The organism is Algoriphagus oliviformis, assembly GCF_017254915.1.
GTDB classification, from domain to species: domain Bacteria; phylum Bacteroidota; class Bacteroidia; order Cytophagales; family Cyclobacteriaceae; genus Algoriphagus; species Algoriphagus oliviformis.
In genome coordinates this window covers 212,298-225,768 of sequence record NZ_JAFKCT010000006.1, presented here as the reverse complement: position 1 = coordinate 225,768, position 13,471 = coordinate 212,298, and the positions used below count along the sequence as shown (strand labels likewise).

Genomic DNA, 13,471 nt, shown 5'->3' with positions numbered 1-13,471 from the left:
AATTGGCTTCTGTAGCGCAAACTCACTCATGCGCCAGAATCATCGCCTCCAAGCGGTTTCTGCTTTTTTCCATCAAGTCTCCGACAGCCGTCTCCGAGGGCGGGGGTGCTGTGATCGGGCTGGAGAAATAGATCCTGACTTTTCCCGGGGAAAGCAAGAGGGAGCCGCGAGCCATGACCCGGTCCGCTCCTATGATCGCCATGGGAAGGATGGGCGTTCCCGTATCGACGGATAGGCGAAAGGCGCCCTTTTGGAAGGGGAGGAGGGTTTCTTGGGAGTCGTTTCTCGTGCCTTCGGGAGCGACCACGACGGACTTTCCCTGGTTTAGAAACTGGACGAGCCTTTCCAGACTCAGTCGCCTGGACTCGGCGTCGCTGCGGTCTACCCATACGGCCAGCCTACCGATCACGGTGCCGAAGACGGGGATCTTGGACAGCTCTTTTTTGCCGATGGCCCGGATCTCCTGCGGGATAGTCATGGGAATGACTGGAGCGTCTACAAAGGAGCGATGGTTGAAGATGTAGATGTAGGCCTTGTCGCGGGCGATATTTTCCAGCCCATGCACCTCATAGCGCACGCCAGAGAGAAACGACCAACTACTGGCCCAGATCCGGATGAAGAAGAAAGCGGGCTTGTCCCCGCGCTCGCTGACCAGCAGAGGCAGCAGTATGGGCAATGCAAACAGGAGCATCAGCACCACGAAAATCAAAACCGAATAAAGTGTGTAAATCCACTGGAAGAGCTTGATCATCCGGAATATTCGTTACTTTTGGGTTCGTAATTATCCTTTAACTCTTTGCTTGCAGGTCCCGCTTTTGCGGGACCTTTTTCTTTTTAGCCTGCCGCTCTGGCACCAGGTGGCCTACTCCACCCGCATCGCGGCGGTCTTTTCGGAGATGCCGGTTTCGCTGAATGCCTCAATGGTGAAATAGTAGGGGGTATCCCGATCCAGATTTCTCATGAACAGGGAAGTGTCGCCGTAGACCAGCCAAGAATGGTAAAGCTTGTCCGGGGCGATTCCCCAGCGGATGTTGTAGCCTTGGGCACCTTCTACGGATTTCCACGATAGCGCTGCGTCCCTTCGGTCTTCCTGTCTTTGCACGGCAAAGCCTTTCACCGGATTTGGTTTTTTGCCCAAGCCGAGGCCGAAAACGCGGATTTCGGAAAGGGCGAGGTTTGCTCCGGGCACGCTGACGTTGGAGTAGCGGACGTACTTCGCCGTCACGGGTTTTTCCAGTGTCAGGTAGGCGTTGGGCGCATCGATGTAGCTGTTTTTGCGGTCTACGACCGTCTGCCAGTTTTTTCCATCCTGGGAGACTTCCAAGGCAAAGCGATGGCGGAGTCCTTCCACCCGGGTGTAGATGCCGCTCTCCTGGTCGTGGAAGTTCAGCTGGATCGCATAGACCTTACCGGGGGCGGACAGTTCGATTTGCACCCACTGGGCGTCGTCATTGGCTTCGGCTACCCAAAATGACTTCGGGCTCTCGTCGGTGAGGACTTCGGAGGTGATCTGTCCAGCTTCGTTTTTCACCAAGGGCATTTCGGTGATTTCAAACTCATCATCCGTCGAAGTGCTTTTGCGGATCTGCATCTTGGAGGAGGAGACGGTGGCTTTTCCCCGATACGAAAGCAGCATCCAGCCGGTGTGCTGGCCAGCCTTGTCGGGATGGCTGGGCGCAAAGCGCGGATAGTCCCCGTAGTGCGTGTCGGAGTGCATCAGGCCTTCCTCGTCAAAGTAGGTCGGAAACATGGCCAATCGGCGCTCCCAGTGTGAATTGGAAGCCAAGGCCATGGTTGAAAAGTGCCAGTATTGCCCATTCGTCTGCTTCACGGTCATGCCGTGTCCAGCGCCATTGCTGAAGCCGCCCGGCTTGAAGGACATGGGGTTGCTCTTCATGTAGGTAAAAGGTCCCAGGGGAGAGTCGCCGATGTACACTCCATCGCCATAGACATTGAACTGGGTGCCGGGAGCGGCATATTGCAGGTAGTATTTTCCGTTGTGCTTGATCATGGCCGCACCTTCCATATAGCCTTCTTTCAAGGTGGGGTGGAAGTTGTTTTCTCCAAAGCGTTCCCAGCCGTGGAGCTCCTCGTCGAGGTTGATCAGATCGGCTTTGACACCGGTCTCCAGCATGCGGTCGTCTTTGTTGAGTTCCTTGACCCGGATCGGGTAGACGTTGGACGAACCCCAGTAGAGATAGGTCTTGCCGTCGTCATCGATGAAGAGGTCGGAGTCTTGGATGTTGTTGGTGATGGAGGCGGTGGGAGCCCACTTGCCGCTCTTGGGGTCATCGGTGTAGAGGATGCTGCCGTAGCCAGCCGGATCTCCCGCGAAGTACACGAGGGAATCCCGATAATTAAAGGCGGTAGGGGCATTGCTGCCTTCGAAAAACCACTGCTGCGGCTTGATAAACGTCCAGTTGATCAGGTCCTTGGAATGCCAGTAGCCAAAGGAGCGGGTGACAAAGAGGTAGTATTCCCCGCGAAACTCCACCACGGCGGGATCGGCTCCGGAGCGGTAGGAGATGTTTCGGGCCGAATTGTACACCATGTAGGTGTAGTCGATGTCGAGGGGATTGATGTAGGTTTTGGGGACGATTTCCTGGGCGCTCAGGGAAGAGAGGACAAGAAAAAGGAAGATGGTCGCCTTGAGTTTCATGGGTTTATACAGGGGGTATTGTCTGGTTTTTAGGCAGATCAGGCCGATTTCGGCTACGCTTGGCGTCTTTGCCTAGCTGCAAATTTAAAGAACTGCCGTTTGGAAAGCGGGAAATTTTGCGCTTTGGCGCTTCTTCTGTCCCCAAGCGGTATGAATAGGCCGTGGTTTTTTGGTTTTCAGGCCCGGCTTTGCCCGGTCTGGGGGAGAGAAAGCTTTGATTAATATGTAGCTGTAGTCCGATAAAATCCCTACCTTTGCAGTCCGTTCGGGTGAGCGGCGTGTCTTGCAGTAGCCAAGGCGCTGATTTCTAACCACAAAACTTCAGTCGGATGACTCTACGACTGAGGCTAATCAGAGTCAAAAACAACTATGTCTAGTACAAAAGAATTCGACTGGGAAGCGTTCGACACCAAAGGTTTCGGCGAAGGTTACTCCAAAGAGCAGAGAGCTCAGATGGAAGCCATGTATGCTGGCACCTTGAACGAGATCACTGAAAAAGAAGTGATCAAAGGGGTGGTAGTAGGAGTAAATGACAAGGATGTCATCATCAACATCGGTTTCAAGTCAGACGGCTTGGTGCCTCTTTCTGAATTCCGTGACGTAGCCGGCATCAAGCCAGGCGACGAAGTGGAAGTATTCATCGAAGAGCAGGAAAATGCCCTGGGTCAGTTGATCCTTTCCCGCAAGAAAGCGAAGATCGTTCGCGCTTGGCAAGACATCGAGAGCGCTCTTGAGAATGACAGCGTGATCGAAGGTCTGGTGAAGAGAAGAACCAAAGGTGGTCTGATCGTAGATATCTACGGTGTAGAAGCCTTCTTGCCAGGTTCTCAGATCGACGTGAAGCCTATCAGAGATTTCGACATCTATGTAGGTAAGAAGATGGAAGTGAAAGTGGTGAAAATCAACCACGCTAACGATAACGTAGTAGTTTCCCACAAAGTCCTCATCGAGAAAGACCTCGAGAAGCAAAAAGCAGAGATCCTCAACAACCTGGAAAAAGGACAAGTCCTCGAAGGTGTGATCAAAAACATGACCAACTTCGGTGTGTTCATCGACTTGGGTGGTGTAGATGGTCTCCTTCACATCACCGATATCTCTTGGGGTCGTATCAACCACCCAGAGGAGGTATTGCAGCTTGACCAGAAAGTACAGATCGTTGTCCTTGACTTCGATGACGACAAGAGAAGAATCTCTCTGGGTATGAAGCAGCTGACTGCCCATCCTTGGGATTCTCTGGCTTCTAGCCTTGAGATCGGCTCCAGAGTACAGGGCAAGATCGTCAACGTAGCTGACTACGGTGCGTTCCTTGAGCTGGCTCCAGGTGTAGAAGGTCTGATCCACGTATCCGAAATGAGCTGGTCTCAGCACCTGAGAAACCCAGCCGATTTCGTGAAAGTAGGTGACGAGATCGAAGCTGTGGTGTTGACTTTGGACAAAGACGACAGAAAGATGTCTCTGGGTATCAAGCAACTGACCGAAGATCCTTGGACCAAGCAAGACATGGTAACCAAGTACGCGGTAGGTACCAAGCACAAAGGTGTGGTAAGAAACCTGACCAACTTCGGCCTGTTCCTGGAATTGGAAGAAGGCATCGACGGTCTGGTACACGTATCCGACCTGTCTTGGACCAAGAAAATCAAGCATCCATCCGAATTCGTGAAAGTTGGCGACGAGCTGGACGTGGCGGTTTTGGAACTGGACGTGGACAACAGAAGATTGGCGCTGGGCCACAAGCAGCTGGAAGAAAACCCTTGGGATACTTTCGAGACTGTGTTCCCTGTAGGATCTATCCACAAGTGTACTGTGAACTCCAAAAACGACAAAGGTGCCGTTCTTGAGCTTCCTTACGGTCTGGAAGGTTTTGCTACCTCCAAAAACCTCGAGAAAGAAGACGGTTCCCAAGTAGAAGTAGGTGAGTCTCTGGACTTCAGAGTGACCGAATTCTCCAAGGACGACAAGCGTATCGTTCTTTCCCACACCGCTACCTTCAGAGAAGAAGCAAAAGCTCCTAAGAAAGCTGCTGCTACCGGTGGTAAGAAAAACGAATCAGTAGAAATGCCAGCTCAAGCTGAGAAATCAACTTTGGGTGACATCGACGCTCTTGCCGAACTGAAAGAGAAAATGGAAGGCAAAAAGTAAGACGTCAGATTCTAGATACTAGAATCAAGACGAATTACCTCCAATAGTAAAAACGCCGGCTGCAAAGTCGGCGTTTTTTTGTTGCCCAGACCTGTCAGGGTTCGAATTCATGACAGGTCTTTCTGTAGGTAATTGTAGCGCTTCGATTTGGGGTTTCGTTTTGTCCTTATATTTTTAACGAACTCCATTTGATCAAGAAATGAGGCTATGAAAAAGAACCTGCTTGCGATTTTCCTGATTTTGAATTCGGTAGTGGCTTTTGCCCAAAACGGGCTGGAGCTAAAGGGCTATTTTGGCTTTTCAGGCACGCTGACCGGACCCAAGGCGGAACTAGTGGGTGCGAGCTCTGTGGAGATGGAGAGGTTCAGGGAGTTTGGGGTGATGGTTTCTTCAGGACTAGGAGGGAAGTTTCGATTAAATGGGGGGATAAACTACGCCTATGGTACGGTCGAATACTTTCCCAATTTACCCCCTTGTGTCAATTGTCAGTCGATCAGCTACGCGCACAATCCCGATTTCCGCATGCTTTCCATCCCTGTGTACGCCGAATATGAACTGACCAGGTTTCTGTATGTCGCTGCCGGTCCTCTGGTCGACTTTCAGCTTTCCGAGGGAAACAATTTTGACGAGCAAAGCGGACTAGGCTATCTGGTTGGCTTGGGAGGCAAAGTCCGCGCCGACAAGTTCACCTTTTCCGTTTTTCCCCACTACAAGCGTCATGGGGTAATGCCATTTGACAGGCCTGAAAACGACAATCACCACAAAGATCTCCTCCAGGAATTCGGTTTGCAGTTTGGGTTAGGCTATAGTTTTTAGCCAGGCTCGGTCACTTTTACAGCGTATTCCAAGCGATTTTTTCAGCCTTAAGCGGTAGGTCTCTGATTCGGCTTCCCGTCGCGTCGAAGATCGCATTGGCGATGGCTGCGGCGACAGGGCCCATGGCTGCTTCACCGGCACCCATGGGTGGCGTGTCAGGCCGATCGATGAGATGGACTTCCACTTCGGGCACATCCATCATCCTCAGGATGGGGTAGCTGCTCCAGTTCTCGCTGATGATACCATTGCCGTCGTAGCGGACCTCTTCCAGCATGCTCCAGCTCGCCGACTGGATCATGCCGCCTTCGCATTGGTTACGGAGTCCATCCGGATTGATCACCAGGCCGGAGTCGATCACTCCGGTGAGTTTTTTGAGGCGGTAGGTTTGGTTGGCCTTGTCGATGTCAACTTCAGCCAGCGCGGCAAAATAGGAAGTGGAATTTTTGTACCGCGAGTAAGCGATACCGAATCCGTTAAGTGCCGTTTTTTGTCTGGATTTCCAGTCCGCTTTTTCCGCAAGTTTCTCCAATACGGCCCTAGCCCTCGGGTCCTCCAGGTTTTCCAGGCGGAACTCGATCGGGTCTTTGCCCGCCCTGTGGATCAATTCATCCAGAAAGGACTCCATGGCAAAGGTATTGGCGTAGGCTCCAAGGCCTCGAAGGGAGGAAGTGCGCAGCGGCCCGGCGAAGTTATACAGCTGCAGCTGCTTGGCGGGGATGCTGTACTCCGGGATTCCGTTGCGATAGGAGCCTGCGGAAAATCCCCCTTTCCTAAACTCAAAGGGTGTGTCGAGGTGCCGGGCGGAGACAAAGCTTCCTGCGCGGCCGTTTGGACGGGTGCTGTGGGAGTCCGACCAGAGCGTGGTGTCCCAAGCGAGGATTTTGCCTTCAGCGTCCATGCCGGCGGCGAGCCGAAAGGCCATGGCAGTTCCATAGGGCTCCCATTGGTGCTCGGATTCCCGCATCCATTGGAGGCGGATCGGTCGGCCGGGCAGTTTTTTGGCGATCAGGGCGGCTTCCCCGGAGACGTCGTCGGCTCCGTTTTGGCCGTAGCAGCCGGAGCCAGGCACGCCGATGCATCGGATTTTTTCCTCATCGAGGGAAAAGAGATCGGCCAGGGTCGCCCGGATCGGATAGACTCCCTGCGTGGCCGTCCAGACGCTCAGCAGCTCTTCCTCCCAAAGCGCAATGGCACAGGAAGGCCCCATGGAAGCATGCATGTGGTAGGGGCGGAAGTATTCCGCCTGGAGGCTGATAGTGGAACTTTTGATGGTTTCGGCGATTCCGGGGGACATCTGCACTTCCTCCACCTTGCCCAGTGAAGTGGTCATCGATTCAGCCAACTCTCGGGGTAGTGGTCGGAGGGGGACTTCGCTCCAGACAGCCAGGGACTTTAGCATTTCTCGGGCCTTTACCGCCTGGTATTCCCGCTCTGCCACCACGGCCAAGAAACTTCCGTCCCGGATCACCTTGACAACGCCGGGCATGGACTCCACTGCGGTAGGGGCTAGTGACTCCAGCTTGGCATGATAGGATGGGGGATGGAGCACTCTTGCGTGCAGCATCCCGGGCATCCGCAGGTCATGGACGAAGTGCGGTTCTCCCAAGGCCATCTTTCGGATGTCGTCCCGCTGTAGGGACTGGCCCACGTAGCGGTAGTCTCGCGGTGCCTTGGTGGGGGCGGTCCCTGTGACAGTGCCTTCGAGGTGCTTGCCCTCCAGGAGTTTCCAGTAGCTGATTTCATCGCCCTTTGGGGATTTGATTGTGCCGTTTGTTACGGAAAGCGAGTCCGGACTGGTGCTCCATTTTTCGGCCGCCATAGCCAAGAGATAGCGTCGCGCTTCGGCCGCCGCATTGCGGATGGCTTTTCCGCTTCCCTCAACCGAGTTGCTGCCGGCTGTAAAGCCCTCATTGGCGGTTTGGCCCGTGTCTGAGTTGATGATGCGGCATCTGTCCGGAGAAATGTCCAATTCCTCGGCTGCGATCTGGATCAGGGCTATTTTGATTCCCTGCCCGAGTTCCTGCTTGCCGGACAGTACGGTAAGAAAGCCTTCCGCATCGAGCCGGATCCAGGAGTCGACCAGTTTGCCATCGACATGGGGTCGAAGCGGGATGCCCGGATAGGCGGGGATTTCGTTCGTGGCTCCTTTCGTTTGGCAAAAGGCCAAAGGGAGGAGGTTAAAGCCGATCATCAGATGCCCGGTCGTCTTGAGGAAGGATCTGCGGCCTGTGTCGGATGGCTGATGCTTTTTCATAGACCTGGATTTGGCTTTTCGGAGGCGAGTTTCACGGCCTTGACAAACCGGGAATGCGTGCCGCAGCGGCAGATGACGGGATTGAGAGCCGCTCTTATTTCGGATTCCGAGGGATGGGGGTTGGACTCGAGGAGCGCGGCCGCCGAGATGATCATGCCGTTGAGACAATAGCCGCACTGCGCGGCCTGCACGTCGATGAAGGCCTGTTGAACGGGGTGCAAACCTCCGTCTTTTGCCAATCCTTCCAGAGTAGTGATCTCGATTTCTTCAAAACTCCCACAGGGTCTCAGGCAGGTGGGTTCAGCCTTGGAGTCGGCGAGCACCATACATGCCCCGCATTGATGGAGTCCGCAGCCGTACTTTGCCCCGTTGATGCCAAATTCCTCCCGCAGGATGTAGAGTAGCGGTTCCTCGGGGTCTGCGGAAAAAGTCCTGCGCTGGCTATTCACGCGTAAAGTGATGCTTTGGGACATGATATTCAGTGGTTTGGAAATCAAACTAAGGAATGTCGGCCTGAAATGCAATTGGAAGTGTGTAGGAGAGATACGCGAGCTGCGCCCAGATGGGAAAAGCGTATTGGGGTAAAACAGAAAAAGATTATCCGCTTTTATGACAGTACGCAGCCGCGACAATCCGAAGGAACGCTAAAATTGGCCCCTACTTCGGTCTTCGGTCTTCAGGCCCGATTGAAGAGGGAAATTCGCTTACTGGCAAGATTGCGGAAAATCGGGAAACAGAAAAAGCACCCTTTTCAGGATGCTTTTCAGTTGGAGGTCGCGAGCGGATTCGAACCGCTGTACGAGGTTTTGCAGACCTCTGCCTAGCCACTCGGCCACGCGACCATTCGGTTTTCGGAATGCAAATGTAGGATTAATCTTTTTTGGATCAAATACCGAAATCCGAAAATAATCTCATTCCCCTCCTGTGATTTTGGGTAAATATCTTGGATTCCGGCCTTTTTTCGGGGTGGAATTACTGATTATCAGAGGTGTACGATTTTGGTTCAAAAATTCTTTTATTTATAAGGATTCTAAATAAAACTCAGGATTCAAAAAAGCTCTTAAATAATTGAAAATCATATAAATAGGAGCTTTGTTTTTGCGAGTCCTGCCAAATTTGGGATGCCTAAATCATGTTTGAAAAATTGGCCTCGGGTAGTACCTTTGCAGGGGTTAAAGAGAACCTTAAAAACTATTTAATTAGCTATAATATGTTATCCAAACGCTCGTTAGTAGGGATTCGATTGAGTTTCCAGACGCTGGCAGTGCTGCTTTTCATGCTGATTGGGGTTTCGGCTTACGCTGCGGATCCTACGGTCGGCAGCGGCGAAGAAGCGATTGCGGCAGGTAAGACTGTCTTCAATGCCAATTGTAAGCAATGCCACAAACTCGATGCAAAAAGTGTTGGCCCTGCTCTGAGAGGAGCCACCGACAGACAGCCTCTTGACAAAGTAAAGAGCTTCATCAAAAACTCCCAGGCGGTCATCGGCTCCGGAGATGCCTATTTCACGGCTCTCTTCAAGGAGTACAGCAACACCGTGATGCCAGCTCACGAATTTTTGTCTGATGACGACCTAAACAACCTTCTTTCCTACATCGAGCACGGCGACAAAGTCGATCCAGCTGCGGCTGCAGCAACTGCAGGTGGTGAAGCTGGCGCGGCAGCGGGCGGAGGAATCCCTAGCGAATACCTGTCCATCATTTTGGGTGTTTTGGTTGTTGTATTGCTGCTGATCTTGGTCGTGTTGGGATTGATCATCTCAGTATTGACCAAGTACATCAACAAGCAGGATCTTCCTGAGGACGACAAGGAATTCGTATCCCAGAAGACTGATCTGGGCAAGGTTTTCAAAAGCGACGCCTTTATTATAGTGGTGACGGCTTTGGTGATTGCCTTGGTGGCAAAAACCGCCATCGACGGCCTTTACTCCGTGGGTGTGCAGCAAGGCTATGCACCAACCCAACCGATTGCCTACTCCCACAAGCTTCACGCGGGAGACCTGGAGATCGCCTGCCAGTATTGCCACACCGGCGTGGAGATCGGCCGCTCGGCAAACATCCCTTCGCCCAATATCTGTATGAACTGCCACACCCACGTGCAAAACGTGCAGGGCAAAGAAGGCATCTCTCCCGAGATCGCCAAGATCTACGCAGCGGTGGAAAACAACCAGCCTATCGAGTGGGTAAGGGTACACAACCTGCCTGATTTGGCTTACTTCAACCACTCCCAGCACGTAGCGGTAGGCGGCATCGAGTGCCAGACTTGCCACGGTCCTATCCAGGAAATGGAAGTGGTAGGCCAGCACAGCGCCCTGACCATGGGCTGGTGTATAGACTGCCACAGACAGACTGAGATTGCTACCGAAGGCAATGCTTACTATGATAAGTTGGTTCAACTTCACTCGGATTCTAAGGATGCGCTGAAAGTCAAAGACATCGGCGGTCTAGAGTGTGCGAAGTGCCACTATTAATTCCTTATCCTTTTAGCTAATTCATTCCTAGAAATAAAAATGAAGGAAAATAAAAAAACCTACTGGAAGGGGCTCGAACAACTCAGCAACGACGCGGAGTTTGTGAAGCATGCCGACAAGGAGTTTGCGGAGCTTCCGACTACACTCAGCGAAGACGGCAACTCCTCCCGAAGAGATTTTCTCAAAGTGATGGGTTTCAGCTTGGCAGCGGCTACTTTGGCGGCTTGCGAGGCTCCGGTGAGAAAGGCTATTCCTTATGTGAACAAGCCGGTGGACATCAACCCTTCCATCCCCAACTATTACGCTTCTACCTTTGCCTCCGGTGGTGACTATGCCTCCATCGTGGTAAAAACCAGAGAAGGTCGTCCTATCAAGATCGACGGAAACGAGCTTTCCCCGATCAACAAAGGCGGAACCAACGCCATCATGCAGGCGGCGGTACTTTCTCTATATGACAAGCAGAGACTGGCTGCCCCTATGGTGGGCGGCGCCAAGTCTGACTGGAAAACCGTAGATGAGCAGGTGAAAGCCAAGCTCGCTTCCGCAGGCGCGATCAAGATCGTGACCAACTCGCTTTTCTCCCCGACTACCGAAAAAGCCATCCAGGAATTTGCCGCAGCTTTTGGCAACGTGGAAGTAGTGACCTACGATCCCCGCTCCAACTACGGTATCGCCAAAGCCGCCGAGGCCACTTATGGCCAGGCGATGGTGCCTGACTATAGATTTGACAAAGCCAAGGTGATCGTGTCCTTCGGCGCTGACTTCTTGGGAACTTGGATTTCCCCAACCGAATACTCTGAGGGCTACACAGCCAACAGAAAGGTGACCAAGGAAAAGCCTGAAATGTCCCGTCACTACCAGTTTGAGTCCAACCTGTCTCTGGCTGGTGCAAACGCCGACTACAGAACTCCAATCAAAGCCTCCCAAAGCGGATTGGCAGTATTGGCTCTTTATAACTTGCTGGCGAAAAAGGCCGGTGCTGCGACACTTTCCGCTCCTGCGGTGGAAATCGCACACCTCGAGCAAGCCGCCAACGACCTGTGGGCTGCCAAAGAGCTCGGCTTGGTCATCTCCGGATCCAACGATCCAAATGTGCAGATGGGCATCAACGCCATCAACGACCTTCTTGGAGCCAACGGATCTACCGTGGACTTCTCCAACCCAGTGAACTACAGAAAAGGTGACGACGCCAAAATGGCTCAGTTTGTCGCTGATCTGGGTGCCGGTCGAGTAGGAGGAGTGATCTTCTACAACTGTAACCCAGTGTACGACCATCCGCAAGGCGAAGCAATCGCGGCGGGCATTGCCAAAGCCAAGGTCAGCATCGCGACCAACGGTACCCTGGATGAGACTTCATCCCTCGTACAGATCGTCGCTCCAGATCACCACTTCCTCGAGTCTTGGAACGACTACAACCCTAAGAAGGGCTTGTACTCTTTGGCCCAGCCAACCATTTCCCCTCTCTTCGCAACCAGACAAGCTCAGGATTCCTTCCTGACTTGGGCAGGAAATACCACTTCTTACTACGACTACCTCCAGGCGAACTGGACCGCTTCTTTCTTCCCTGCTTACGGGGCAGATGCGGCTTCCTTCCAGGAGTTCTGGGATAGAGCCTTGTACAATGGCGTCGTGGGTACTACTGCTGCTGCTGTGCCAGTCGCTGCTGTTGCCGATACTTCCGCTTCTGCAGCCGCCGTTGCCAAAAGCTACTCCGCTGACAATGCGGGCAGCGAACTGGTGGTCTATACCAAAGTCGGTATGGGTGACGGTACCTACGCCAACAACCCTTGGCTACAGGAAATGTCCGATCCTATCACCAAAGCTACTTGGGATAACTACCTGACCGTTTCCCAGCGTTGGGCAAACGAGAACGGCGTGACCATGGTAGAGGAAAATACCCAAAAGGCCCAGCTGACCGTAAACGGCAAATCCCTAATCGTGCCTATTCTGATCCAACCGGGTCAGGCTTACGGTACCTTCGGTTTGGCTATCGGATACGGTAGAACAGCCGCTGGCAGAGCCGGAAACGGTGTAGGTGTAAATGCCTACAACCTGCTGGATCTTTCCAAAGGTTTCGTACAAACTGACATCACTGCTGGAGTAGAAGTGGCCGTGACCGGAGATTCCTACAAAATCGCCCGTACCCAGACTCACCAGACCTTCATGGGACGTGAAAACGTGATCCAAGAGACTACCCTGGGCGAGTACAAGCAGGACGCTTCTGCTGGCCGATACAAGCCAGAGATCTACAAAGACGGTGAATTTGTGAAGCCATCCAAGATTTCTCTTTGGAGTGGACACAAATACAGCCAGCACCACTGGGGCTTGGCAATCGACATGTCTTCCTGTACTGGTTGCGGTGCTTGTACCGTGGCTTGCCAGGTGGAAAACAACGTCGCTGTAGTAGGTAAGCAGGAAGTGCTGAACAGAAGAGAGATGGCTTGGATCAGAATTGACCGCTACTATTCTTCCGACGCTCCGGCCGACGACCTTTCAGGAATGGAAGTGGCTGCCGAGAATCCTGAGGTGACTTTCCAGCCGATGATGTGCCAGCAGTGTAACAATGCTCCTTGCGAGACAGTGTGTCCTGTGGCTGCGACTACGCACTCTTCCGAGGGTCTTAACCAAATGACTTACAACAGATGTATCGGTACTAGATATTGTGCCAACAACTGTCCATATAAAGTACGTCGATTCAACTGGTTCAAATACCACGACAACAAAGACTTCGCTGTGGCCAACATGGCTCAGAATGATGACTTGGGCAAAATGGTACTGAACCCGGACGTGACCGTACGCGCCAGAGGGGTAATGGAAAAATGCTCCATGTGCGTGCAGCGTATCCAGGCTGGCAAGCTCGAAGCCAAGCGCGAGAAGCGCAAGGTGAAAGACGGCGACATCAACGTCGCTTGTGCGCAGGCTTGTCCAGGCGGAGGATTGGTGTTCGGTGACCTGAACGATCCGGAAAGCCGCATCTCCAAGTTGCTGAAGATCGAGGAGACCGACTCGGCGACCAAGGAAGTGGGTGAGGAGAGAGCTTACCACGTATTGGAAGAGATCAACGTGAGTCCTAACGTTTGGTACTTTACCAAAATCAGAAATAAAGAGAAAAACGAAGCGTAATCATAATTTT

Annotated in this window: 8 protein-coding genes and 1 tRNA gene; 4 read left to right on the top strand and 5 right to left on the bottom strand. The window is 52.8% G+C overall.

Features of this window, described 5'->3' with window-relative positions:
* Positions 1-22: 22 nt before the first annotated feature.
* Positions 23-751: a lysophospholipid acyltransferase family protein gene (locus J0A68_RS15115; protein WP_236025610.1), complete on the bottom strand. Its 729-nt coding sequence runs from the start codon at positions 749-751 to the stop codon at positions 23-25.
* Between the two features lie 111 nt (positions 752-862).
* The gene (locus tag J0A68_RS15110; RefSeq protein ID WP_206579052.1) at positions 863-2,659 is read right to left on the bottom strand and encodes a family 43 glycosylhydrolase; all 1,797 of its coding nucleotides are present in this window, start codon (positions 2,657-2,659) and stop codon (positions 863-865) included.
* A 369-nt stretch (positions 2,660-3,028) separates the two neighbouring features.
* On the opposite strand from J0A68_RS15110, the gene rpsA reads away from it, so the two are divergent.
* Positions 3,029-4,798, top strand: a complete 1,770-nt coding sequence (gene rpsA, locus J0A68_RS15105; RefSeq protein ID WP_206579051.1) for a 30S ribosomal protein S1 — start codon at positions 3,029-3,031, stop codon at positions 4,796-4,798.
* 207 nt (positions 4,799-5,005) lie between these two features.
* The gene (locus J0A68_RS15100) at positions 5,006-5,614 is read left to right on the top strand and encodes a hypothetical protein (RefSeq protein ID WP_206579050.1); all 609 of its coding nucleotides are present in this window, start codon (positions 5,006-5,008) and stop codon (positions 5,612-5,614) included.
* Positions 5,615-5,630: 16 nt separating this feature from the next.
* On the opposite strand, the gene J0A68_RS15095 is transcribed toward J0A68_RS15100, so the two are convergent.
* From J0A68_RS15095 to J0A68_RS15085, 3 genes are all read right to left on the bottom strand, one after another.
* Complete coding sequence (locus J0A68_RS15095) at positions 5,631-7,868, bottom strand: xanthine dehydrogenase family protein molybdopterin-binding subunit (RefSeq protein WP_206579049.1); 2,238 nt, start codon at positions 7,866-7,868, stop codon at positions 5,631-5,633.
* Positions 7,865-8,341, bottom strand: coding sequence for a (2Fe-2S)-binding protein (locus tag J0A68_RS15090; RefSeq protein WP_206579048.1), 477 nt, complete (start codon positions 8,339-8,341; stop codon positions 7,865-7,867). The genes J0A68_RS15095 and J0A68_RS15090 overlap by 4 nt, the downstream gene beginning before the upstream one ends.
* Before the next feature lie 295 nt (positions 8,342-8,636).
* Positions 8,637-8,710: transfer RNA gene (locus tag J0A68_RS15085), tRNA-Cys, on the bottom strand.
* A 368-nt stretch (positions 8,711-9,078) separates the two neighbouring features.
* On the opposite strand from J0A68_RS15085, the gene J0A68_RS15080 reads away from it, so the two are divergent.
* Entirely contained in the window at positions 9,079-10,338 is a 1,260-nt protein-coding gene (locus J0A68_RS15080; RefSeq protein ID WP_206579047.1) for a c-type cytochrome, read from the top strand.
* A gap of 39 nt (positions 10,339-10,377) precedes the next feature.
* Positions 10,378-13,461, top strand: a complete 3,084-nt coding sequence (locus tag J0A68_RS15075; protein ID WP_206579046.1) for a TAT-variant-translocated molybdopterin oxidoreductase — start codon at positions 10,378-10,380, stop codon at positions 13,459-13,461.
* The last annotated feature ends 10 nt before the right edge of the window (positions 13,462-13,471 follow it).

Coding starts and splice junctions, on each gene's coding strand:
- J0A68_RS15100 (WP_206579050.1), top strand. CDS start 5,006: ATGAAAAAGAACCTGCTTGCGATTTTCCTGATTTTGAATTCGGTAGTG.
- J0A68_RS15090 (WP_206579048.1), bottom strand. CDS start 8,341: ATGTCCCAAAGCATCACTTTACGCGTGAATAGCCAGCGCAGGACTTTT.
- J0A68_RS15080 (WP_206579047.1), top strand. CDS start 9,079: ATGTTATCCAAACGCTCGTTAGTAGGGATTCGATTGAGTTTCCAGACG.
- J0A68_RS15095 (WP_206579049.1), bottom strand. CDS start 7,868: ATGAAAAAGCATCAGCCATCCGACACAGGCCGCAGATCCTTCCTCAAG.
- J0A68_RS15075 (WP_206579046.1), top strand. CDS start 10,378: ATGAAGGAAAATAAAAAAACCTACTGGAAGGGGCTCGAACAACTCAGC.
- J0A68_RS15115 (WP_236025610.1), bottom strand. CDS start 751: ATGATCAAGCTCTTCCAGTGGATTTACACACTTTATTCGGTTTTGATT.
- rpsA (WP_206579051.1), top strand. CDS start 3,029: ATGTCTAGTACAAAAGAATTCGACTGGGAAGCGTTCGACACCAAAGGT.
- J0A68_RS15110 (WP_206579052.1), bottom strand. CDS start 2,659: ATGAAACTCAAGGCGACCATCTTCCTTTTTCTTGTCCTCTCTTCCCTG.